The 25,221-nt window shown below is 39.8% G+C and carries 17 protein-coding genes and 1 tRNA gene; 8 read left to right on the forward strand and 10 right to left on the reverse strand.

The features are described 5' to 3' along the window. Window positions 1-11: 11 nt before the first annotated feature. Both AC0L7T_RS19195 and AC0L7T_RS19200 read right to left on the reverse strand, forming a co-directional pair. Entirely contained in the window at window positions 12-1,496 is a 1,485-nt protein-coding gene (locus tag AC0L7T_RS19195; RefSeq protein WP_473337623.1) for an NAD(P)H-hydrate dehydratase, read from the reverse strand. Between the two features lie 28 nt (window positions 1,497-1,524). After that, a complete protein-coding gene (locus tag AC0L7T_RS19200; protein WP_473337625.1) occupies window positions 1,525-3,849 on the reverse strand; it encodes an alpha/beta hydrolase family protein in 2,325 nt (774 codons plus the stop codon). Between the two features lie 248 nt (window positions 3,850-4,097). Here AC0L7T_RS19200 and AC0L7T_RS19205 point away from each other — a divergent pair, with 248 nt between their 5' ends. Together AC0L7T_RS19205 and AC0L7T_RS19210 are read left to right on the forward strand one after the other, a co-directional pair. Further along, entirely contained in the window at window positions 4,098-5,699 is a 1,602-nt protein-coding gene (locus AC0L7T_RS19205) for a MopE-related protein (protein ID WP_473337626.1), read from the forward strand. 340 nt (window positions 5,700-6,039) lie between these two features. Beyond that, entirely contained in the window at window positions 6,040-7,818 is a 1,779-nt protein-coding gene (locus AC0L7T_RS19210) for a purple acid phosphatase family protein (protein ID WP_473337628.1), read from the forward strand. A gap of 474 nt (window positions 7,819-8,292) precedes the next feature. Here the strand turns inward: AC0L7T_RS19210 and AC0L7T_RS19215 are convergent, their stop codons facing one another. Both AC0L7T_RS19215 and AC0L7T_RS19220 read right to left on the reverse strand, forming a co-directional pair. Then, entirely contained in the window at window positions 8,293-8,862 is a 570-nt protein-coding gene (locus AC0L7T_RS19215) for a hypothetical protein (RefSeq protein ID WP_473337629.1), read from the reverse strand. A 1,279-nt stretch (window positions 8,863-10,141) separates the two neighbouring features. Further along, window positions 10,142-10,215, reverse strand: a tRNA-Ile gene (locus AC0L7T_RS19220). A 188-nt stretch (window positions 10,216-10,403) separates the two neighbouring features. Between AC0L7T_RS19220 and AC0L7T_RS19225 the strand changes: the two genes are divergently transcribed. Together AC0L7T_RS19225 and AC0L7T_RS19230 are read left to right on the forward strand one after the other, a co-directional pair. After that, on the forward strand, window positions 10,404-11,033 hold the full coding sequence (locus tag AC0L7T_RS19225; RefSeq protein WP_473337631.1) for an HAD family hydrolase: 630 nt from the start codon (window positions 10,404-10,406) through the stop codon (window positions 11,031-11,033). Continuing rightward, the gene (locus tag AC0L7T_RS19230) at window positions 11,026-12,135 is read left to right on the forward strand and encodes a site-2 protease family protein (RefSeq protein WP_473337632.1); all 1,110 of its coding nucleotides are present in this window, start codon (window positions 11,026-11,028) and stop codon (window positions 12,133-12,135) included. The genes AC0L7T_RS19225 and AC0L7T_RS19230 overlap by 8 nt, the downstream gene beginning before the upstream one ends. 13 nt (window positions 12,136-12,148) lie before the next feature. Here AC0L7T_RS19230 and AC0L7T_RS19235 read toward each other — a convergent pair whose 3' ends face one another. The 6 genes from AC0L7T_RS19235 to AC0L7T_RS19260 form a co-directional block, all read right to left on the reverse strand. Next, the gene (locus AC0L7T_RS19235; RefSeq protein WP_473337633.1) at window positions 12,149-12,454 is read right to left on the reverse strand and encodes a rhodanese-like domain-containing protein; all 306 of its coding nucleotides are present in this window, start codon (window positions 12,452-12,454) and stop codon (window positions 12,149-12,151) included. Window positions 12,455-12,457: 3 nt separating this feature from the next. After that, entirely contained in the window at window positions 12,458-14,290 is a 1,833-nt protein-coding gene (locus AC0L7T_RS19240) for a T9SS type A sorting domain-containing protein (protein ID WP_473337634.1), read from the reverse strand. Beyond that, a complete protein-coding gene (locus AC0L7T_RS19245) occupies window positions 14,290-15,063 on the reverse strand; it encodes a PASTA domain-containing protein (RefSeq protein ID WP_473337635.1) in 774 nt (257 codons plus the stop codon). Before AC0L7T_RS19245 ends, AC0L7T_RS19240 begins: the two co-directional genes overlap by 1 nt. A 149-nt stretch (window positions 15,064-15,212) precedes the next feature. Then, a complete protein-coding gene (locus AC0L7T_RS19250; RefSeq protein WP_473337636.1) occupies window positions 15,213-18,248 on the reverse strand; it encodes a choice-of-anchor J domain-containing protein in 3,036 nt (1,011 codons plus the stop codon). A 15-nt stretch (window positions 18,249-18,263) separates the two neighbouring features. Continuing rightward, window positions 18,264-18,512, reverse strand: coding sequence for a NifU family protein (locus AC0L7T_RS19255; protein WP_473337637.1), 249 nt, complete (start codon window positions 18,510-18,512; stop codon window positions 18,264-18,266). Window positions 18,513-18,517: 5 nt separating this feature from the next. Continuing rightward, window positions 18,518-19,615, reverse strand: coding sequence for an Mrp/NBP35 family ATP-binding protein (locus tag AC0L7T_RS19260; protein ID WP_473337638.1), 1,098 nt, complete (start codon window positions 19,613-19,615; stop codon window positions 18,518-18,520). Window positions 19,616-20,012: 397 nt separating this feature from the next. Here AC0L7T_RS19260 and dnaG point away from each other — a divergent pair, with 397 nt between their 5' ends. The 4 genes from dnaG (at window position 20,013) to surE (ending at window position 24,778) form a co-directional block, all read left to right on the forward strand. After that, on the forward strand, window positions 20,013-21,950 hold the full coding sequence (gene dnaG / locus AC0L7T_RS19265) for a DNA primase (RefSeq protein ID WP_473337641.1): 1,938 nt from the start codon (window positions 20,013-20,015) through the stop codon (window positions 21,948-21,950). A 79-nt stretch (window positions 21,951-22,029) separates the two neighbouring features. Further along, a complete protein-coding gene (locus AC0L7T_RS19270; protein ID WP_473337643.1) occupies window positions 22,030-23,247 on the forward strand; it encodes a bifunctional 3,4-dihydroxy-2-butanone-4-phosphate synthase/GTP cyclohydrolase II in 1,218 nt (405 codons plus the stop codon). 83 nt (window positions 23,248-23,330) lie between these two features. Then, window positions 23,331-23,987 carry a hypothetical protein gene (locus tag AC0L7T_RS19275; RefSeq protein ID WP_473337644.1) on the forward strand — a complete coding sequence of 219 codons (657 nt, stop codon included), beginning with the start codon at window positions 23,331-23,333 and terminating at the stop codon, window positions 23,985-23,987. Continuing rightward, window positions 23,987-24,778: a 5'/3'-nucleotidase SurE gene (gene surE, locus AC0L7T_RS19280; protein WP_473337646.1), complete on the forward strand. Its 792-nt coding sequence runs from the start codon at window positions 23,987-23,989 to the stop codon at window positions 24,776-24,778. Before AC0L7T_RS19275 ends, surE begins: the two co-directional genes overlap by 1 nt. Window positions 24,779-25,221 lie beyond the last annotated feature (443 nt).

Consider the following 25,221-nt stretch of genomic DNA (forward strand, 5'->3'; position numbering starts at 1 on the left):
CCGTATAGGGTTTACTCAATGTCCCAAGCCAGAAAACTCTGGGGAATGTGTTCAACGATATCCGAAGCCAAAGTCCCCCTTCGCAGCTTTTTCCCTGCCAGCTCTCCGGCATCCCCATGATGAAAAACCGCACAAATGGCTGCATTTTTCATAGCGTAGCCCTGTCCTAAAAAAGAAGTGAGCATGCCTGTAAGCACGTCTCCCGATCCGCCGGTGGCCATATATACCGTTCCGGAATTATTGAATACCTGGCTTCCATCCGAAAAGCTAATCAGGCTAAATGCTCCTTTTAAAACGAGGCTACAGTTGTGTTCGAGACAAAATTCTTTAGCCAAATTAATGCGCTGTAGGTGATTGTCGGTTTTCACGCCTGTAAGCCGTTCAAACTCTTTTAAATGAGGCGTTAGAATCACATTGGAATGTAATAAAGGGAGCCAATCCCTATGCTCTCCCAAAATATTAATGGCATCTGCATCCAAAACCGTCGGACCTGCATAGTCTTCAAGAATATGATGCACAAGCTTTTGTGCATTTTCTCCTTTGCCCAAGCCAGGGCCAATACCTATGGCATCTATGGCAGATAATTCGAGATTGGCATCAATATCCATCTCTAAAGTGGGCGGCAATACCATGGCCTCGGGAATGGAAGATTGAACAATGTTCACACCACAACCTGGGACTTTGCAAAAAACAAGCCCTGCACCAGTGCGTAAAGATGCCCTGGTACTCAAACAAATGGATCCCATTTTACCATAACTTCCTCCAGCTAAGATAATTCGTCCAAAATCTCCTTTATGACTAAAAACATGAAATTTCTTGTGATAGGTGGCAAGGGATTCTCCTGAAAAAAAGTATCGCTCCGAAGGAAAAGCATCAAAGTGTTTTTGCTCCATTCCAATATTTTTAATCACTACTTGACCGACATATTTCGCATGTTCGGGGAAAAGCAAGGATAACTTGGGAAACTGAAAACTCACCGTATGGTCTGCATGAAACACCTCTCCATCAGCCGGACTATCCGATGGAAGTCCTGAAGGCAGGTCTACGCTTATTTTTATTGCCTCTTTATTGTTCAACCATTGTATCAATTCGAGATACTTACCCTCGAGCGGCCGATTTATCCCAACGCCAAAAATGGCGTCAATGATTATTTCTGAGTGTTGGGTTTTTTCCCAATTGATCACAGCGATGCTTTCTGGCAATACTTTCAGGTTATTCAAAAAATCTGGTGACCCTTTTTCTCGATCGCCTATTATCGCAACATTTATAACATAACCTTTTTCAGACAATAACCTGGCAATGGCCAAACCATCTCCACCGTTATTACCAGTGCCACAGTAAACATTTATGCTTTTGTCTTTTTTGAAATTAGCAGTATACCAATGGCAAAATTCATTTGCCGCCCTCTCCATTAATTGATAAGAAGTAATGCCCGATTCTTTGACATACAAAGCATCAAGCTCCTTTACTTGTTTTCCCGATACTATTTTTTGCATAAGTCGATAAAATAAATCCAATGGTTAATTAAGGCCAATTTAAGTGCTGGTGAAGAAAATCAAACACGCCCTTGTTTCGCGAAGCATGGCCGCCGTTGAAATATTCGATATAGGTATTATCCCCCTTGCCAAACTGAGTGTAAAGAGACCTGACTTTTTCGTATTCATAAGCCACCCATTCATCTGGCTGAACCAGGTCATGTCTGCCTCGCTCTACCATAAAAGGTCTCGGAAATATCAAATACGCCATTTCTGCATAACTGAAAGTATTGCCCATATTGAAGTAGGGCATTTCCCACTCTATGGTATGCATAAAGCTATTGTAAAAAGAGGTGTCGGCAACCTTCCTCGTCCAATCTCCAAAATCTGCTGAACATATCGAGAGGGCATAGCCTTCCAGTAGGGATGGTATTCTCATGGCTGTTTCGCCCCCGTAACTTTTACCATAAAATGCAATACGGTTTTTGTCCACAAAGGGCAAACTTCCCAGAAACTCTAAATACTGCTCATGTTGCGCCAAAACAAATGAAAACAGGCTTTTCCCGATGGTATTGGCTTTTCTATCCAGCCAACGGTACCTGTCTTCACCAGAAAACAAACCATAAGGGACAAATACTACAAAGCCTTCCTCTGCCAGCCTTGCTGCCATATTGTTATAACTCGTATGGCCTTCTATTACAATTTCAGGCACTCCATTTCTACCATGTTGCACCACCACTACAGGACGCTGCTCATCTGAACCAATGTCCTTAGGTAGCAATAATATCCCTCCACCTCCAAATTCCGGAAAAACATCCAAGGCAATGGAATACCCTTTCCATTTTTCATTTTCATAGACTTGGATTGATCTTGGATCTCCGGGTAATAATTCTTCGGAAAAGCTTCCAATCACCTGATTTTTGAAATAGTCTCTAAACCGATCGCTTTCTTTTATAAATTGATCCGGCCTTTCGTAAGGGTGATAGCTTTTCGTACTCCATTCTTTATTTGCCCAGTGAGGCATCACTTGATGTAGGTAAAACTCATTTCTAGTCGCTGGGGATAAATGGACCAGTTGTTGAACGTAAGCTTCCATGCCATTTCTTATCCTAAGCTGTCTGTCCCCCGGTTTGAAATCTTTCCTTTGGTCTTTAGGTATCTCTCCGGAGAGTACCAATTGGTCTTCTACTCCCATAAAATCACTAAAACGCTGGAGGGCTTTTAGTGAACCAAAGGCAATGGGTTCAGGGTTTTCTCCCGCCACTAAAATACTATATTTTGTGGTCCTTTTATCAAAAAGGACCATGCGGTCGAATTCGGTTTTGACCGTTTTTAAATTGGCATTTATTAATGATCCTTTGTATCCAGAGTAAATAAAGGGATCATATACTGTTGGTTTTTGGGTTGGAAGGGTGACTTCTTCAGGCAGTTGACTGTGTTCAATCACCAGGCCTCTTGGTGTTACCATGGCGGCCAATTCAGCATCTCCAAAATGCGTTGAAAAATCCCAAATGTTTCTATAGATAGGCTCCTCCCATTTCTCCTGCTGATGACCAAAATAACCAGAGACAAGACATGCGTCAATGCTAGTATCCAAAGCAGCAGCGATTAAGGCTATTAATCCTCCTTCGCCGAAACCTGCTACCCCAACATTTTCAACCCCCTGACTTTGCCAATATTGGGTAATTGCCAACACTTGTTGCACTTCAAAACCAATAAGATGTTTGCCCATTTGAAAGGCTTGTCTATAGACCCATTCCCTAGCCGATTGGTCTTTTTCCAGCACTTCCCTATTGATCAAAGTTGGGACGATGACTTCAAAGCCATTTTCAGCCAAGTGCCTGGCCATTTGAGATCCTTCAGCTATGTCCGGAGCCAATCCTACCAATTGTTCGGGAAGCTGGTCTGCATCAGGCAAAACCATGACGTGACCTTTTGGCTGGCCTTTAGGTTTTAATAGAAGTCCCTCTGCAAACATCGCTTCGAGAACTGGCCACTTGATCTGGTAAATGGTATATTTATTGGTTTCTGCTACTGCAATAGGGCCCGAAACATTGGCTATTATCTCAATTTTATTACCATTTATTGGTTGGGAGCCTATTCCTAATATAGATCTCAATTTATCACGCTTTTCGGATAGGAAGCGCTCTTTTTGTTCATTTGAGGAAAATCCCTTCACCCAGTCCTGTGTTCTTTCTGTCTTGGCCTCCTCAATTTTCACATCCACAAAACGGTGAGCCCCATGCAATAAATCTCTGGAAAAAGCTTCTTGGGAAACAGGTGCAATTCCTTCGCGCGTACCAGGTAGCACTTGAGGAAGACTGTCCGCCAGAGAAAAAACACTATAGAAAATTAGTAGTGGTAAATTTATCATAATGGGTCTTGGTAATTACTAATAATTAAAAGGTAAAATAATAAATGACTGCCCCAAAAACTAATATTTAGGATAGGCTAATCCATTTTACAATGGTAATAAATTTGAATAAACCAATAATATAATCACACCTTAGTTAATGCAATAAAGATTTAATAGTTAATTTTGCTTCTTTAATTTTATGATCGGGGTAATTTAAAGTTTTTGAACCGGAGTATCTTTGCCCGCTTAAAAATTAGTCACTATTCATGAGCAAGTTTTTTAACCTAATCTTTTTCCTTTGGATTTTCTCCCCTATTGTTTCATTTGGTCAATGTGGCATATACAAAGACTATGCTCCAAGCTTTGAGTTTATTATTCCTAGCGGAGCTAAAATCGTTTCAGCAAAGCTAATAATTAGCAACTACGAGCATGGCAATGGCCATAGTAGATCTAGGTATGTTACATCTAATGGCTTTAAAACGGGATATTTTGATGAAAACGGTGAAATTGAAATTTTAGAAAGGCCTATTTCAGGCCCTGGTCCGCACACAATACAAATTGAGAGCGGAATAAATACCCGATGTGGGGTCATTGGAGAATACATAAAGTTCTCCTGGAAGGTACACCTAGCAGTAATCGGAACTGACGGAACTTTACTTAATTATGCCGGTGCATTTTCCGACCAATTCAACGGCCCAGAAAAAATAGGATATGTTTACAATGGAATAAATATTGTCGCTGGCAGCATTGACAATCAACTAATTGGAGAAGGGTACAAGGCTTACCCTGACTATGATGGTGATGGATATGGTGACGCACGCTCCCAACCTGTATATATATGTGACTATAATTGTATCTACTACTCATTAAACAATTTAGATTGTGAAGATATAAGTTCTGATATCAATCCAGATCAAACAGAAATTCCAAATAACGGTTTTGATGATGATTGTAACCCGGAGACACCAGATGATGACCTGGATGAGGATGGGTTTAGTTCCTATACAGATTGTGACGATTCCAATCCGAACATTAACCCAGGCCAATTTGAAATTGAGTACAACGGATTAGACGACGATTGTGACCCGAAAACGCTAGATGATGACCTGGATGAAGATGGATTTATTGCTGCAGAGGATTGTGACGACACCAATCCAAACATTAACCCTAACCAGACTGAGATCCCGAACAATGGCATAGATGACGATTGTAATCCTAACACAACAGAAAACGATCTTGATGGAGATGGCTTTCTTACTGCAGAGGATTGCGATGACACAAATGCCAATGTAAATCCTGATAAAGCTGAAATCCCTTACAATGGCTTAGATGACGATTGTGATCCAAATACCCTGGATGATGACCTTGATGAAGATGGCTTTATTGCAGCAAATGACTGTGATGACAGCAATCCAAACATAAACCCAGATCAGGCTGAAATCCCATACAATGGGATTGATGATGACTGTAATCCCGAAACTCCAGACGATGACCTGGATGAAGATGGATTTCTTAAAGCAGATGATTGTGACGATGAAAATTCTGAAATCAACCCTGACCAATTAGACATTCCCAACAATGGTATAGATGAGAATTGTGATGGTTCAGATTTGATCATTACTTCCCTTGAAGAGGAGAGTCATCCAATCAAGCTATTCCCCAATCCTACCACTAGATTCATAGAAATTGGATGGGAAAATGGTGGCACCTATTTAATTGAACTGTTTGACACCTCAGGAAACCTTGTCCTTTCCACTGCCAATTCAAATAGGGTAGATTTAATAGGGCTTACAAATGGCACCTATATTATTAAAATTCACAAGGCTTTTGGCAAACCACTTGTCAAAAAGGTGATAGTGGAGAAATAATTCTTCTTCAATATATCCTCACTGAATAGAAGGTTTATTGCCTATTACTTGTTGAAGGTATCCTCTTTCCATTTCGGGGATTATTTCAAATGTAGGCTGCTATTTTCACCAAGGAATCAGCGTTTCTTGTTATAGGGTCATGGAAACGTGATTGCCAGTTAAAACCCGCATTTATTTTAGGGTAACAGGATTCGTTTTTTTTCGGTGTTAACTTAAATTTAACAATAAATAGTGGCCCAAATCAACTGGTTTTCAGTCATTAATTAGACAGCAGGATTAAGATAAAAAAACCACCAATCATTGGCCTGCTTTTAAAATTAGTAATAATGAAATCTTTAATATGAAAATCAACCTATACAAAAATACAGCCTGCATTTTTGCCCTTCTCTTCATCGTCTTTGCTTGTTCTGAACCCAACAAACAACAGCGAAGTACATCCAAAGAGCTTATCAGCACAAAGGTCTCTGAGCTTTACAAGACAAAAACAGAAGCAGAACTCCATGCACTTACTTACGAGCAAGCATTTGGCTTGTTTACCGAAGAGGAACTTGAGACCCTTTCCAGTGGTCATTGGACCTTTAATGTAAATGTACCTGTCGTAGTATCTGTAATAAGGAGTATAAAGCAAGAAAGGCTACCCTTCTGGCTCAAGGAAAGTGGCTTTGTGAAAACCGAAATGACCATGCACAACGAAATGACGGATTATGAGGTATGGCAAAAGAATTTTGACAAAGGCCAGGTTGGACTAGGGATCAATGGATTGGAAAACTACAGTTACCATTATTTTGTAACTGTGACCCCTCAGAATGAAAGTGAGGAATTGACCATCAGCGATATTTATCCGGAAACTGATTTCATTGGCACCATGGATGATGGGGCTTTTGTTTACGGCGACTGGGATGAGTTGGTATTATTTGAGGTCCCAGAGGCATTAAAAGGACAGCAGATGCTAACGACAGTACGTGGAAGAGGTACCGAATCTCAATTGGTCAATGCATTTAGAACCACCAAGTTTCCTTCTTCAGAAAAGGCCGATCAAATCATGCTGACATGGAGTGCTGATCCATCCTCCACAATGGACATTCAATGGAGAACTACTAGTACGATTGACACAGGCAAGGTTACCTACAGGGTAAAAGGCACCAAGGATACAGTATCTGTAAATGCAGACAAATACGAAATGGAAGACCTAAGACTTGCGAATGACCGATATGTAAATCGGTTTACGGCCAATCTGATAAACCTGAAAGCAGGTACAACTTATGAATACATAATAAGCACGCAAGACAGCTGGTCGGAAACGCAGACTTTTACCACCCAATCCAATGACGACACCTTTTCTTTTATTTGGTACGGAGACTCCCATTTTTCACCTGTCTGGGGGAAGTTGGCGAACCAGGCATTTCAGAAACATCCAGAGGCAGCTTTTCACGCCATTGCCGGTGACCTTGTAAGTGATGGCCTACATAGAGATCAATGGGATGAACTCTTTGAATACTCCAAGGACGTCATTTCCCAGCGGCCCTTTATGAATGTGCTCGGAAACCATGACAACCGCATGGGACTTGGGGCCGAGATGTACAGGCAACTTTTTAGCTACCCAACTAATGGCCCTAAAGATCTTCCTACTGAACATACGTACGCCTTCAATTATAAAAACGCCATGTTTCTAATGATTGATGCCACCTCTAAGGACGAGCTGCAAACCCAATGGATCGAGCAACAATTGAGTGAATCCAAGGCCACATGGAAATTTGCCATGTTCCACTTCCCTCCTTACAATTGGGAGGAGCCCTACCCTAACATTCAGAAAGAGTGGATCCCTTTATTTGACAAGTACCATGTTGACATGGTATTTTCCGGACACATTCATTATTATATGCGGTCCAACCCCATGAAAGATGGAAAAGTTGTTGCTGATGCCAAGGATGGCACCACCTATATGATTTCCATAGGTATTCCTAGCGATCTAAGAGGCATAGGAGAAGAGCCTTATGCTGCAGTTAGGTATGAGCAAGGTCCTTTTTATCAGGTGCTAGACATCGATGGCAACAGCCTTACCTTTACCGCCAAAGATTCCAGTGAAAATGTGATAGATGAATTGAGGTTGGTTAAATAAGAAAGACCCAATTTGTAGCCATCGTGCAAAATAGATGGAAATCTCCCCATAGTAAACATTTGGCTAAAGCCACAGAAACGAGTAAACCCAAACCAGCCCCCAGCTAAAGCTGGGGGCCATTGATTTTTGGATCCAATAAACTTTTTACGGAATTTAGACCGAACTAATTGGCCAAAGCAAACAACTTAATAGGAATGGGCTTAAGCCCATTTATAACTTAAATTTTTCAGCACTAATTTAATGGTTTTTTAGAATTGTCATTTTAAAAGACTGGATCACGCAAGTCAAGGGGATCTATTTTCCCATTTTAAATTAACCTTTTAAAAATTTGTATTGCCTTATAATCCAGAAAATTACGATTTTATTTGCTTTAATATTTGGTAAATCCTCGATGTTCTAATTTAAGAAGGACTTTCGCTTACTGACCTCCCACCAATCTTCGTGGGGAACCAACATTTAATTAAAAATACATTTTTAAATAGCATTAGCGTTATTAATTATTTCAATTTTCTTTTTAATTTCAATTACTTTTTGATTCCAATATATTTGAGCTTTTGCTGCGTCATACTCAGGTTTATTTTTAGTTCCTTTTTTCATTTCTATTGGAATTCTGTAGAGAAAACTACCATTTTGATGTTTATCTCTTGCTATTTCGTTTGGCTTTTCCGGATCACCCACCCTTCTGGCCCAAAAATGTTGATGCTCCAAATAGGTGTCTTTGATCTTAGAAAGATGATCTTTTAATGCTACAGTATCATTTGGTATGTATCCTGGTCCTGTACAGCCACAAGAATGAAAGGTTATATCTACTTTATAGAGATTTGAAATATGACTCCACGCAATCACATCTTTTTTCCTAGGTGCTTCAAAATCCAAGCCCATATCTGCCATTACCCCCCCACATTCAGGACATTTAGCAGGAGTTTCCTGAATGTCTTTACTAAAGCCGCCCAGAATATCTTCTAACAATCTTCTTTTAAAAGTTTTGCGGCAATCAAAGCAAGCATAATGTGGTTTATATGAAATCATTGCATATCTACACATACCTAATATCTATTTATTTCTAACAATAGTTTGGGCTTTATTAGCCCTATACTTCCCCTAAAATAAAAAAGTTTTAATGATTTAAGAGGAGGTTTAGAAATTTGAGCTTAAAACTAATTGAATTAGAAGGTTTATAGTAGGTGAAAAGCTGAAAATTCATATTTCACTATTATTTCTAAGGCAATCCACCTTTCACAAAAAGTCTTTCATTTAAAGACATACATTTAAGGCAATGAATAATTCTCACTTATGGCCATCCAAGGGAATAAATGGGTAACAATTATCTTTTTACATCCAAAGTACATTAGAAACCTTTTGGATTGCCCTTTATTTTTAACAGGAATTTTAATTTCCGGCTCTTTATAGGTTTATTCCCTCCACGCTGATATTAATATCCTATAAAAATGATCGGATTTTTCGCTGCTGACATTGAAATTTGTCAGTTTTTGGTCGAATTTCCGTGTTACACATTCAAATGAACAGCCAAAAAGGTAAAATTTTCCGGATAAAACATTGAATTACCTACCTCCAAAGTCGAATTGTGAAGCCAATAACTACAATGGGTACACTCGAAGGTACCCCTCCCCACTTCAGAACGTCAAATATCTTCCCAAACCATTGAAAATTTCAGCAATTTTGTCATCTTCTCTGCATTTAGGTCGGATCAACGTCCTTTCTTAGCCAAATTTTCAATTTTTTAGGTCATAAATTCGAGTTCAAAGGTGGGTAATTCGACCAAAAAGGTCGAATCTTGTCAATTTTGGGTAGCCTGCTCCTGTTTCTTGTCAGAAATTGGAGTTAAGAAAGTATTAGGGTAAGTTCAGATGTACCCTAGTTGGGCCAGAGTTACCTTGATCGAATTATTCAAATTGTAAGGTGCTTGGCAAAAGAATTTGGCTAAAGCCGCAGAAACGAATAAACATTGGAATCCCCCAGCTAAAGATGGTGGCTATTGAGAGTTGTATTTATTCTATCTTTCCCTGTATTAGGGCCGAATTTATCGATCAAAGAAATCAACTCAATAGGAATGGGCTTTAGCCCATTTATTAAGGCATTACCCTATCATCCGGCTTTAGCCAAAATTTAGGGAACAAAAGGGAATTTTTATACAATACCTTTCCCAATGGTTTACGTCTGAAAAACCTATGGCTTCGGCAGGCTCAGCCTCCGGTGCCGGATAGGAATGAATCATGCCTAAGAAAAACATCCATTTGATTATTAAGAAAAAACATGAAAAATTAGGCATAAAAAAAGCCGAGATTGCTCTCGGCTAAATTTGTGGGCCCACCTGGGCTCGAACCAGGGACTTTCTGATTATGAGTCAGATACTCTAACCAGCTGAGTTATAGGCCCCACTTTTATTAAGAAAATCTAATTCCTTCTATTCAACCACAAACAAAAGGAAGTAAATAACCAAGTCCAACTGTATTTCAAATTAGAAAAGGCTCCCTAACCAAGATTAGAAGTCTTTTGAACCTTTTACCTTGCTTTTGGGAATGCAATGTTACATATTTGATTTTAAAATCACAACAAAAATTGTAATGAAAAATCTGCAAGAAATCGAATTTTTAATTTTTGATTTAGGGAATGTCATCTATGACATTGATTACCAAAGGACTTTTGACAAAATAAACAGCCGCCTACCAGAAAAGCAACATCACCTAATTAAAGAATTTATGGTCTCTCCTGTTCACTTTGATCTTGAAACAGGGAAATCCGACGAAAATACTTTCAGAGATGGGGTAAGGGATTTTTTCTCAGCAGACTGGGAGGACGAATGGATTGATGCCGCATGGAACAGTATTTTAGGGGACATCCCTCAGGAAAGGTTGGACCTACTTATCGAATTGAAAAAAAAGTTCCCTCTCTACATGCTTAGCAATACCAACAGCATTCATTTTAAGGTGGTAGAGGAAACATTTAAGCGAAAATTACCAGAAGGCACCTGGCCTGGGCTTTTTGACCATTTGTTTCTAAGTCAGGAAATGGGATTGCGTAAGCCTGATGAGGCCATCTATCAGGAAGTCGTCAAAGGCATTGGTGCTCCTCCGGAAAAATGTTTGTTTTTTGATGACCTCAAAGAGAACCTTTTGGGTGCGAATAAAGTTGGCATACAAACACATCATATTGACCACCCCAAAGCCCTAATCAATTTTTTCCAGCATGTATAGTACCAAAGAATATTTAAAACACGGTACCCTTTTCATTTTAACAATAATAGCCACTACCCTTGCGGGTGGAGAATGGTTGTACGGCAGAAGCATACTTTCCGATGAACAACCCCTTACATGGGAGTATTTCGTGCTTTCCCTGCAATTCTCCCTGCCCTTCATCGGTATTTTATTGATTCATGAATTGGGGCACTTGTTTACTTCCATTTACCATAAGGTAAAATCTTCCCTGCCTTACTTTATTCCAGCATGGTTGGGATTTTTGGGGTCTCCTTCTATAGGAACCTTTGGCGCCATTATTCAAATGAAGGGAATAATAAGTAGTAGGAAAAAATTCTTCGATATAGGGGTTGCAGGCCCGATCGCTGGTTTTGTGGTAGCTTTTGCTGTATTGACTTATGGCTTCACGCAGTTACCCGAAGCAGATTATATCTATGAAGTTCATCCCGAATATGCGGATCCAAATTATGTCCTGGGCGAAGATGAAGAAGTGATGGACTTTGAATTGGGCTATAATATATTGTTCTGGACCATGGAAAAAACCCTTGCAGATCCTGAGCGGATGCCTGCCATGTCCGAGATCATCCATTATCCCTACCTTTTTGCAGGCTATTTGGCCTTGTTCTTTACAGCAATAAACTTATTGCCCATCGGGCAATTGGATGGCGGACATGTGGTCTTTGGGCTATTTCCAAAACACCACAAAATTATTTCACTGGTTGTTTATACCCTGTTTTTGTTCTATGCAGGATTAGGGGTTATCAGTCCATTTGAAGACTTGAACTACCTGGCCCTGGCATTGCCCCTGTATGTAGGTTTTCTCTACATTTGTTATCGAAAATCAGGTCTTTCTAACACCAACAAATGGCTTATGGCACTTGGCATTGCGGCCATACAATACAGCCTTGTAAGCATTTCACCTGGCCTTCAGGGGTACACGGGATGGCTCTTTTTTGCCTTTCTGGTAGGAAGGGTATTGGGCATCAATCACCCTGAGGTGATTGATGGCAGAAAATTAGATCAAAAACGTATATTACTAGGCTGGTTTGCCATAGTACTTTTTATCCTGTGCTTTACTCCAGAACCCTTTATTTTTGAATAAAAACCTATTGTAATTAATCTTCTTCCATAGCCCTGTAGGCTAAAATCCCTCCTAAAACATTTCTGACTTTGGAAAAGCCTTTGCTTTCTAAGAACCCCTTTGCATTCGCACTTCTCGCTCCAGATCGGCAATGCACGATGATTTCCTCATCCTTGTGCATTTCTAATTCGGATAGATTATTTGGAAGTTGGGCAAGCGGAATATTCTTAGCACCAAGGTTATCTCCTTCATACTCGTAAGTTTCCCTCACATCCAAAAAAACAAATTTCTCTTTGTTGTCTAACCTTTCTTTTAATTCTTCTACTTCTATGTCTTTCATCGCTTATTTAACAATAATTCTTCTTGTTAAAGGTTGCCCATTTTTCACCATATTGATGAGGTACATCCCTTTTTGACTTTCAGTAAAATTAAGAATTTTACCATCTTTATCCACCTCTTGAGGTATATTTATCAGCCTACCTTGGAAATCAAATACTTTTATATCGGCTACTTCACCCATTATGAACAACCTCTCCGTTACTGGGTTTGGGTAAAACAATAAATCTACTGCAGACAGCTCAGACGCTTCTACCACCGGGCTTAGGCTTAAATGCGGGCGCATCATTAGATTGCCGCTTACCAAATCATTTTGCTGCCATGCACCTAACACATTATAGAAAATCTTGTCACCCGTGTCTCCACTCTTGTCCAAACCTATGTATATATAATCATTTGAAAACTGAGTGAAACCAATAAAGAAATGATCCTTAACAAGGAGATTTGTATCCAAAGGGAAATAGGAGAAACTACCTATTCCAGCATCATTAGGAATCAATACCTCTTCTTGATACACAGGTTCATTGGCAATTGAATCCCAAACCATTAATTCTATTGCATTGTTTCGTTGGGCAGCATTGACAAATTGAATGCTAACACCTGACAAATAGGAAGGAGTTGACAACTCATAAGATAGCGCAAGCATCCCCCCTCTTTGGTTGATTCCTGCAGCATAATCTGCTGTGCCATTGTCATAGGCATAATAGTCCCTAATAGGAATCACCATCTTGCTTGTATCGTTCACTCGAAAATCCACATTGAAAGTTTGGGCTTCACCCGCTCCCGCCTCCAAAAAGGTATCTCCAGCCCTTATAAACATCAGCACCTCCACGTCCATAGGCTCATCTATTAAATCAACAAGGCCCTCTTTTTCGAGGTTACTGCTGGTAAACGCCCTACGCTCCAAGGCTTGGGGTACTGGATTAAAAGGGGTTTGGCTATTGGGTTCTTCCAAAAGCGCTCCCGTTGCTTTATTTTTAAGGCTAACTGTATATTCAATTGCCCTAAACCTATTGGCCAGGTTATTAAACTCGTTGCCTATAGGTGCTGTAATTTTTTCTTGGTCCAACTCAAAAAATGGTATGGCATAATAAGGGAAAAACGGACTGCCAGGCAATTGCGTAAGCGCCCTGTCTTCCGGAAATCTATCCGTTGGAGTTCTGCCTTTATTTAGGTAAATATAATCCAACAGCCAGGTATCAAACGGACCAGAAAGCCTTCCGGACTGTTGAAATTTAAATTGAAAGGCATCATATTGAAATTCTTCAGGAACGGGCAACATTACCTGAACAAATACATCTGTTGACAAATCACCTTCTCCTTTTTGGCTCCATACCAACTCCCAATCGCCATCTGAAGCTAAAAAAAACAACTCAAGTACATCTGAATCATCCGGACGTTCTCCCTTGCCACCAGCCTGCCAATAAAAACTAAGGTAAACATCATTGGTAGCTGCCGGGGTCGACAAATCTATAGGTTTGGACGTCAATTGATCCCCTTCCCCTTGCTCCAATTTGGTAGTTGAATAGGGATGTCCATCTTCATCTACTCCATCTAAAACGACAACTCCTAAAGATGGAGGGGCCAGGCCCATCGTAAGTGATGCGTTTACTCCTTTTGCCTCCCAAAGTAATGGGGAATAATTGCCTGATGAAAAATCATCCCAAAAAGGAAGCTGTAAAGCATCTTCTGTGGTTCTTAAATTATTGCTAGCTACATTTTTTTCGGGTACAGGTGCTGAGGCCATCGGTAATTGCCGAAATTGGGCCATACAATTCGGACTGGCATAGAATCCAAATAGTAAACCACAAATCAGAACCGATCCCCTAAGCTTATTCATTAAAAGTTAATTTCTCGGCCAAGTTCAGAAACCCAAATGTCCACTCGTTCTCCTGTTTTCATCTTCAACCCTGAAGGTGGGAGTTGTTTTATTACTGTTCCTTTGGGTACAGTATCCGTTTCTACATAATTAATATTGCCCATACTCAATCCAGATCCCAGGATCAAAAACTCCGCCTCAAGGTTATCCATACCTATGATACTTGGCATTTCCAAAATCTGATTTCCCAGGCCATCGCCTACCACCAAGTCAATTTGTGAGCCTTTGGGTATTTCCAAGCCTTCTTTGATTTCTCTACCTCTATATTTTTGCTCTAGCACTACGTTATGACCAATATCCGGAACATAGACAATGTCTCCTCTAACCAAGCCATAGTTGGATAAAATTTCTTGTGCATTCTTTAGCTGGGTATTGACCAGCTTCGGCATCTTGATCAATGGTGCATTTTTTGCGTTAAGTGTTAAATAAATTTTCCTATCCTGCTTTACCTTTGCTCCCGGCTTAGGGTTTTGTTTCAATACTTCGAGTGGTCTCGCATCCGCAACAAACCCACTGTCCAGGGTAATTTCCATTCTCAGATTCCTGCCTTCCAGGTAATCTTGTACTTCATCATACTGGAAACCTTCCAAATCAGGAACAGATACAGATTCCCCATGGTGGGTATAATCAGGTAAATAAACTTTAAAAAAAACGAACAAAAGCCCAAAAGTAATGGCCAAAATAATTGAAAGATGGATCCCTACTTTCTTAATACCTACTTTAAAATCACTCATATTATGTCTATTGCAAGATTTGATCCAATTTCTAAGGATGCAAAACTTTTATTTTTTCTTAATACTACTGCAAATTAATGCTATAATTTATATCTGGTAAATTACCAATATTTTTTTTCTGAAAGAACGGTTGATTTCAGTTTTTGGTATCAGTGTAAAACCAATTTTTTGGTCAATAAGAAATCTTCACCCATTATCTTAACAACAAATAATCCACTCCTAAGATGTTCTTTTCCAAATGAATAGGTTTGATTCAAGGTATTGGGGAAATTAACACCGTAAACCTTTTGACCAGATGTATTGAAAAACTGAATTTCTACCTCCTGGTAATCTGTTAAATTAAAGGAAATATGGAAATTGTCATTTGCAGGGTTTGGATAAATAAGAGATTGGTTTAACTCAGGAATCACTGGATCCGGGTCATCAGACAAATACAATGAGACATTGTCCAAAAGCAGCAAAGCATTGGTATCATTGGTGTTATTTACTTTGAAGTAAATCCTTACTTTCTCCTCCCCAGCAAAGTTATTAAGGTTTATAAAGCTGCTTTCCGATGGATCACTGGAATTGATAGATGAAATTTCTTTATTAAGGTCATCACCAGATACCTCCCAAACCAGTTGGCCCGTTTGGCCTCCATCTGTACTTACCATCACCGAGAAATTTGTTGCGCCTTCAGAAGCAAAACCATTTCCTCCCCAATCAAAAATCAATCCCGCTTTTCCGGTTCCAACTAAAGAGAATTCCGGGGACACCAACCAATAACTATTGTTTGAAATCATATTGCCTAAGACTACCTGATTGTTATCCTCTCCCGAAGAAGAGACTACCTGCCAGAGACTTAAATTATTTTCCGGATTGATGGTGATCCAATCCTCAAGGCCTGAGTCAAAATTTTGGCGCCAGGGAGCCAAAATACTAATATCATTTTGTATAAAATACCTGGTCAATTGATCTCCACCACCTGTATTCTGGTCAAAATTAGGCCCGGAAACCTGGTGGACAACTTCGTTCAAGCCACTATCAAAGTAATTGGTTAAATCAACTGAGGTAGACTCACCAACCTCCAAATTAATGTCTTCTATTAAAGTCGATTCATCTATGACCCCGTTGACACTTTTACTCACATAAAAACTAGATAAATCAAGATTACCAGTATTAGAAAGGCTTAATTTGTCCAAGACCTGATCGCCATTTACAACTGGTAAGGGCTCCAGCACTTCATTTATCTCCAACTGGTAGCGTAAGGATTCTTCCGTATCAATGCTTATGTTTTTAAGGAAAACGTTGTTACCATATCCGTTTATAGACACGAAAGCCAATCTGACATTATTCTGGCCGGCATAGGCACTAAGGTTTACCACTTCTTTCCTAAACTGCTGCTCGGAAGAAGGGAAAAACTCATTTACAGACCCTTCTAAAGTGGCAAGGGTGGACCCCGATTTATTATAGGGTGCCAAAAGTAAATTAAAGGTATTTCCACAATCAGTGGAAACGGCTACTATCAATGTTTCACTGAAAGCACTGTTGGAGAAAGGAGAATAGGATAAATCAAATGACAATTGGGGATTTTGTAAATCAGAAAGGTCAAAAACCGGACTTACTAAATAATCCAATTCTCCCTGTCCACTATAATCAAACCCATTGAGAAAGAATACATCCTTCGTTGTGTTATCAATCTGAAGATTAATGGGTGTCCAGGTGTAGTCATTGTCTTCATTAATAAATTCCCAACCCGACACCACATCATGCCCAGGGTAGGCATAGGGTAAGGCTTCAAAGTCTGGCATGATAGCCGTTATGGACAGCTCATTATTTGACTGGTCGTTATCTTCCGCGTCATTTACCAGTAATACTTCTGCAGAAAACGCATTGCTTACAGCATTCAAATTTATGGAATTAAACTCCAGTAGCGCTGATTCTTCTGAAGCAAGATCAACTATAAAATCTTTCGTTTCAAGTTCGGCTCCATTGGCACGGATACTAACTCTTATTTTAGTGACTGTCTCTTTTCCTTTATTCACCACTTCAATAATGGGGAAAACGGTATTGCTACAAATATACCCTAGAGGTGATTTAATTTCAGTAAGTTCTATATCCCTGTCAAATAATTGAGGATCATTTAGCGCTCGGCTTGTAGATAAAGATGCCCTTCTGGGACTAAAAGCAAGAATGACATCCATACGGTCCACCTGACCTTCAGTAAACAAACTCATGCAGCGATCTGGCGTATAGTCCATGAAATTTTCCACCATATCTCTTGTGTCGCAAGTAAACCTGGGGGTTACGATACAAGTATTATTGGATTGATTTTGCAAAGGTGTATCAGTCACAAAATCATCTACCTCGCATCCACCATCTCCCCATATATGCCTAAGCCCTAAAAAGTGCCCCATTTCATGGGTAGCAGTTCTACCCTTAGAGTTTTGGGAGATATTGCCAACACTTCCAAAGTAACGATAATCAATGGAAACCCCGTCTGTTTGTCGGGTAGGTATAGAATTATTTAATCCATCCAATTCATCAGAAACTGGAAAGCCTGCATAGCCAATAGTTGGAGGAGTAAGTGGCAAAACCCAGATGTTAATATATTCTTCTGGAGCCCATAAAGCCAATTGCCCCACCAAAGCAGCATCATTTAAACTGTAGGAATCTTTTGGCCCTTGGACCCTGTTAATCCCTATAGAAGGCAATCCTTGAGGATCTTGCTTCGCCAAAACAAATTCAATTCCAGCATTGCCCGCTACATTTAAGAATTCAGTGGGCGTGTTGGCTACAAAATCTGCATTTTGCATCTGAAAATCTTCATTAAGAATTCTTATTTGGTCCAGAATTTGGGCATCGGATATATTTGCGCCCTCCCCAATGGTCTCCCCATTGTGAATAATATGAACAACAACTGGCAATCTTTTGATTTCATCAGCAAGTGATCGGTTTGCCTGACGCTCTTGCTTCATTTGGACACCCTTGGTATCCACCCAACTTTCAAAATACTGTCGGGTACCAAAATACCCCAAAGACTGGGCTTGCTTTTTTTCAAAAAACACGGTGCCACATCGATCCAGAGTACTTCCAACAGTATCAGGTGTGGTTACGACTTGACCAACGGAGGCATGTATACCCCACAAAAAAAAGAATAGCACTGATACCAAATTGAGTACCAGTGCATTGTAATTATTAACCATAGATCGAGTGATAAGTCAGGCTACTTCTACATTTACTGCTTCTACACTGACAATTTCAGGAATAGCTTTTTTTATTGCTTCTTCTACACCTGCTTTTAGTGTCATTGTAGACATGGGACATGAACTACAAGTTCCTAATAATTCTAATTGTAGAACCATATCTTCGGAAAGCCCTACGATTCTCACATTACCACCATCTGCTTCCAAATAGGGTCTGATCGTATCTAGCGCCTTTTCAATCTGATCTTTGTATTGATCCAACATTGTCTTTATACTTTAACCTGAACTACTTCTGTTTTACTTGACGCAGCATTTCTAATTGCTACCTGTCTGGCGACACCTTCGGCAAAATCACTGAAAGCTTTTGCCATAATTCCATCCTTCAATACTGCAGGATAACCACTGTCTCCACTTTCTCTAATCCCTTGCACAAGAGGTATCTCTCCTAAGTAAGTAACGTCGTATTTTTCAGAAAGTTTGCGACCACCTCCCTGACCAAATATATAGTACTTATTGTCAGGCAATTCATCAGGTGTAAAGTAAGCCATATTTTCTACAACTCCTAAGATCGGGACATTGATCTGGGGTTGCTTAAACATCGTCAAAGCCTTAGTAGCATCTGCAAGCGCTACCTTTTGAGGCGTGGTGACAATCACCGCTCCTGTTACAGGTAAGGTTTGCACCATGGTAAGGTGGATGTCTGAAGTTCCCGGAGGTAAATCAATTAATAAATAATCTAATTCGCCCCAGTCCACATCTCCTATAAACTGTTTTAGTGCAGAACTGGCCATTGGCCCTCTCCAAACAACAGCATTTTCGGCAGGCGTTAAAAAGCCGATAGACATCAATTTCACCCCATATTGTTCTATAGGAACAATTATATTTTTACCGTTTTCTTGTTTAATGGCAGGTTGTTCCCCTTCTACATTAAACATGGTAGGTACTGATGGACCAGAAATATCAGCATCAATCAAACCTACCTTTGCCCCTAACTTTGCCAAGGCTACAGCCAGGTTCGAGGAACAAGTGCTCTTACCTACCCCACCTTTTCCTGATGCTATGGCAATGATGTTTTTAACATTCGGCAGCATTGGCGCATCATTACGAACGGTAGTTACATTTGAAGTCATCAATATATCCGCCTTAACTTCCCCACCAAAAGCCTTCTTTATTGCTTCTTCACAGTTTATCCTGATCAATTCCTTTAAAGGACAGGCAGGAGTGGTCAATACCACTTTGAAAGAAATTTTTTGGTCACTTATAATTTCCAAACCTTGAATCATTCCGAGAGTAACCAGATCCTTTTTTAAATCGGGATCCTCTACCGTTGACAGGGCTTTTAAAACTTTTTCCTTAGAAATATTCATTCCTGATTTTTGATTTTTATGCAATTTATAGCTAATCCCCCGTTAATAAAATATTTTCATGTTTTATGCCGGGATTTGCGCTTTCTATACTTACATCCTAATTGGATCGCTGGTTTGTACAGCTACCGTTTCCTCTTGGCAAATTGTCACTTTATTTCATAATCAGTTGGCATAAAGTTCGTTTTGCCAACAAGATACCTCGCTTTTGTATTAAGCCAAAATTTGCCCAATACAGAATTACCTTTAAAAAGGCAATTTAAGATAATTTAACCCTTAGACGGATACATTTAGCTTCCTTCTCAACTTCAAGATGAGAAAAATAGTTTCTAATTTTGGAATGGCCGGGCTTAAAGAATTCTCGTTCATAAATCTTATCTTTACACTTCGATAGAAAATTATGGCCATATCTAATCAGACAACGGACAAAGTAAGAGAGCAGGTAGACATAGAAGAAGTAGTGAGTGATTATGTCCCGTTGAAAAGAAAAGGGCAAAACTTCTGGGCATGTTGTCCATTTCATCAGGAAAGCACCCCTTCATTCTCCGTTTCTCCTGCCAAGCAAATCTACAAATGCTTTGGTTGTGGTAAGGCTGGGGATCCCATTCAATTTATCATGGATATTGAGGGCTTGGGATTTACGGAAGCCATCCGGCACCTTGCTAAAAAATATGGGATAGAGGTAGAAGAAGAAAACAGCCTTGATCCTGCCGATATACAGGAGTACAATGAGAAAGAGAGCCTATACATCGCCCTAAATTATGCCAAGGATTTTTTCCACAAAAACCTGGAATCCGGAGAAGGAGCATCAATTGGCCTTAGCTATTTAAAAGAACGTGGATTTGACCCTGCAACCATAGAAAAGTTTGAGCTTGGCTATTCTTTAGACGGTTGGGACCATCTACTAAACAAAGCCAAAGCGGCTGGATTTGAGGAGTCCAACTTACTAAAAGCGGGGCTAATTCTTGAGCGAGAGAATAAACCGGGAAATTTTTACGATAGATTTAGGGGTAGGGTGATGTTTCCTATTCATAACCTGAGCGGAAAAGCAATTGCTTTTGGTGCCCGGATAATGACGCAGGATAAAAAGCAGCCCAAATACATAAATTCTCCTGAAACAGCCATTTATCATAAGAGTGATGTGCTATATGGAATTTACCAGGCAAAGCAGTCCATAAGACAAACGGATAAATGTTACCTCGTAGAAGGTTATACTGACGTCATTTCCATGCATTTGGCAGGAGTGGAAAATGTGGTCGCTTCATCAGGGACCTCACTTACTGAAAGTCAAATCAAATTAATCAAAAGATTTACGGATCAGGTCACCGTACTTTATGATGGGGATGATGCGGGTATAAATGCATCATTAAGGGGTATTGACATGCTTCTTGAAGGTGGATTGAACGTGAAAGCGGTGGTCTTTCCTCCCAATGAGGATCCGGATAGTTTTGCCAGAAAGTCTGGAAAAGACGGTTTTCGCAAATTCCTTGAGAAGGAAGAAAAGGATTTTATTCATTTTAAAATCGATCTTTTTGCCAAAGACGCAGCAGAAGACCCTATCAAAAAAGCAGAAGCCATTCGTCAGGTGGTGTTAAGTATTTCTAAAGTCCCGGACCCAATTATAAGGTCTGTTTATTCAAAAGAATCCGCCCGACTTTTGGGAATGGAGGAAGAGATTTTACTCACGGAACTTAACAGGCAATTACTTAAAAACCAGCAAAAGAATAAACCTTCAAAGTTTCAAAAAGAATCTGACTCAAGCCCTATAGAACAGCTTTTGCCGGGATCACCTGCAGAGGAGAATATCAAAATCCAACCTCGTAACAGTAAGGAGGAAAGGGAACTCATCAGGATTTTGATCAATTATGGGTTTGAAAAGGTATCAGAGGAAATGCACGTGTGCGAATACCTACTTGAAGAAATCAAAGAGCTAAATTTTGTCACACCAATCTATCAGGAATTACTCGGACATTATAAAAATGCTTTAAGGCAGGGTTTGCTACCCAAGTTCGATTATTTCTTAAAAATCCAGAATACCAAGATAAACCAAGAGGTAATTGACATGATCGCCCCAACCAGGGAGGTCTCGAAAAACTGGGAAACAAAACACCAGATTTTTTCAAAACGTGAGTCGGATGATCTTTCGGACACCACCTATAAAACGTCTTTAAAGCTTAAAAGTGCCTATCTGAAAAGAATGCGGGATGAACTCGAAGAAAAAATTAAGGTAGCCAAAGAAGATGAAATTGATGGTTTTTTGACAATGCACATGGAATTAACGCAGCTAAAATCTCAAATTGACCGTGAATTGGGCAATGTTGTCCCTTCCAAAAATTAAACTAAAATTTGGTAAAAAGGGTTAGTAGAATAAATAATCGTAATTTTGAAATTACATATATTAGACTTTATAAATTAAAATGAAAGATACTATTTATCTGGATCCAATAGAAGACGCGATAGCGGCAATAAAAAATGGGGAGGTAGTAATCGTCGTTGATGATGATGACCGAGAAAACGAGGGTGATTTTATTTGTGCCGCAGAAAAAGTAACACCAGAAATTATCAATTTCATGGCCACCCATGGCCGAGGCTTAATTTGTGCTCCTTTGGTGGAGGACCGATGCGAAGAGCTAGGGCTTGAATTAATGGTCGGAACAAATACAGCAGCGTTTGAAACGCCCTTTACCGTTTCTGTGGACCTTGTTGGTCATGGATGTACTACTGGCATTTCTGCTAGTGATCGTTCTAAGACGATTAAGGCTTTGATTGACCCCGATATAAATCCTGATGAACTGGGGAAACCAGGGCATATATTCCCGCTAAAAGCCAAAAGAGGTGGTGTATTGCGAAGATCAGGTCATACTGAGGCTGCAATAGATTTATCACGCTTGGCTGGACTTCAGCCTGCAGGCGTATTGGTGGAGATCATGAATGAAGACGGCACGATGGCTCGGCTATCAGATCTAGTTCATGTGGCTAAAAAGTTTGACTTAAAACTGATTTCCATAAAAGACCTGATCGCATATCGGCTTAAAAATGACAGCCTGATTAAAAGAGAAATTGGCGTGGAAATGCCTACCGAGTTTGGTGATTTCAAACTAATAGCCTATAGGCAAACCAACACTGATGAGGTGCACATGGCCTTGATTAAAGGTGAATGGAAAGAAGGTGATACCGTGATGGTTAGAGTACATTCTTCATGTATCACAGGCGATATTTTTGGTTCGTGCAGGTGTGATTGTGGGACCCAACTTCATGAAGCCATGAAAATGGTGGAAGAAAATGGCAAAGGAATAGTTCTTTATATGAATCAAGAAGGAAGGGGCATAGGCTTGATAAATAAACTAAAGGCTTATAAACTTCAAGAGGAGGGTATGGATACCGTGCAGGCAAATCTTGCCCTGGGCTTTCCTATGGATAAAAGAGATTATGGTGTAGGTGCTCAGATACTTAGGGACCTTGGAGTATGCAAAATCCGTCTAATCACAAACAATCCTACAAAAAGAGTCGGCTTGTCTGGCTATGGACTTGAGATTGTAGAAACGGTTCCTTTGGAAATACACTCCAATCCACACAATGAAAAATACCTTAAGACCAAGAGAGATAAAATGGGCCATCAAATAATGAAAAATTAGCCCTTTGTGACATTATTTCGTTACTCATTCAACACAAAATACTTTTCTTACGTATTTAGAGTAGAATCAAAATTGAATCTGTCATGAAAAAATCCATAAATATAATAGCGCTTTTATTACTTATTTCAAGCATTTCTGTAGCCCAAGAGTTCCCTTCTCAGGTCTGGCACCCAGGAAAAGTATTTCTGAGTTCTGGTCAAATGTACGAAGGAAAGATAAAGTACGATTTAGATGCTAACATAGTATTGGTTCAAGGAAATACTGTAGAGACTTTTAGTTCTGCTTCCATCACCTATTTTGAAATTTTTGATGAAGTATATGGTGGAATTAGGACCTTTTATAGTCTCCCCTATGCCTTGAATTCAGATTATAAAACACCCATTTTCTTTGAGCTTCTAACTGAGGGAGAGGATATAACGCTTTTATGTCGTGAGTTTATTGCCACAGATAACCGAGGTTTCAATTCTTATGGCATGCGCAGCATGTATATGAATCCTATGTGGGGCATGCCTATGGGAATGGGAAGAGGGTTTAGTAGACTAGACTTCAATTTCTATTTTCTTCAGGACCAGAAAATCTTCAAATACAATCAGAAGAAAAATGTGTTACTCAAAGATGTCATGGAAGACAAATCTTCTGAGATGAAATTGTATATGAGGAAAAACAAACTTCACCATGACAAAAGAGGAGATCTTTTGAGAATAACAGCCTATTACAATCAATTAAAAAGCAACTCTTAATGTCAAAACCTTTAATTTTAGTTTCCAATGATGATGGAATAACATCTAAGGGAATACGCGTCTTGGTAGAAGTTATGAAGGAATTGGGAGATGTCGTAGTGGTAGCTCCAGATAGCCCTCAGTCCGGAATGGGACATGCCATCACCATAGGCAATACTTTAAGGCTTTCAGAGGAAGAGATTTTCACCGATGTCGTCGCCTATAAATCCAGTGGAACACCCGTAGACTGTGTGAAATTGGCCAAGCATTATGTCCTGAAGGACAAGCAGCCTGACCTGGTTGTCAGTGGCATCAATCATGGTAGCAACACTTCCATAAGTGTACTTTACTCAGGCACCATGTCTGCAGCCATTGAAGGCGCCATTGAAGGCATTCCTTCTATTGGTTTCAGCTTGTGCGATTACAGTTCCAAAGCGGATTTCTCTCATGTTAAGGAATATGTTCGTCAAATTGCTCGTCAAGTATTGGAAAATGGAATTCCTAAAGGGGTGGCCCTTAATGTAAATTTCCCTCCCAAGAGAAACGAAGCAATAAAAGGCATTAAAATTTGCCGACAAGCCCGCGCCAAATGGCAGGAGGATTTTGAAGAAAGATACGATCCAAATGGACGTAAATATTTTTGGATGGCGGGTAATTTCGTCAATTTTGACAAAGGAGAAGACAATGACGAATGGGCCATTGCCAACAACTATGTTTCTGTGGTTCCTTGTCAATTTGACATGACGGCACACCATGCCATCTCTCAAATCAACAATGACTGGAATTGGGAAGACTTAAAAGCAAATCTATAGTACTTGCTAGAAGCAAAAACACAGAAAAATAAAAAAGGTGCCGGTGTAAAATCCGGCACCTTTTTTTTATGGATTCTGAGTCCAAGAATTATTTTAAACGCTTTATTTCGGGAATTAATTTTGATAGCTGATTAAGGAAAATGCTAATCAATTTTAGGAGAGTGTTTAAGTTTCCCCTTTTTTAAATGGGATTCATATACTTCGATCTCCTTAGGAATGCTAGTTATTAAACACTGCCGCTGAAATGATTCAATTAATATATCAACCATTTTACTAAAAGAACCCAGACCTGTAGGGTCTGAACTATAATAACCGTGAGTGTCAACTCACGGACAGAAGAAAACACCTTACTTACAACCCTGTAAGGGGTTGAACATACCGAAACAGGGACTCTGTTCAACCCGCTGCGGGGTTGGGAGTTGATAGTGTCTTCACTGTCCACG

It is taken from the genome of Cyclobacterium sp. 10D3-21, from assembly GCF_055809755.1.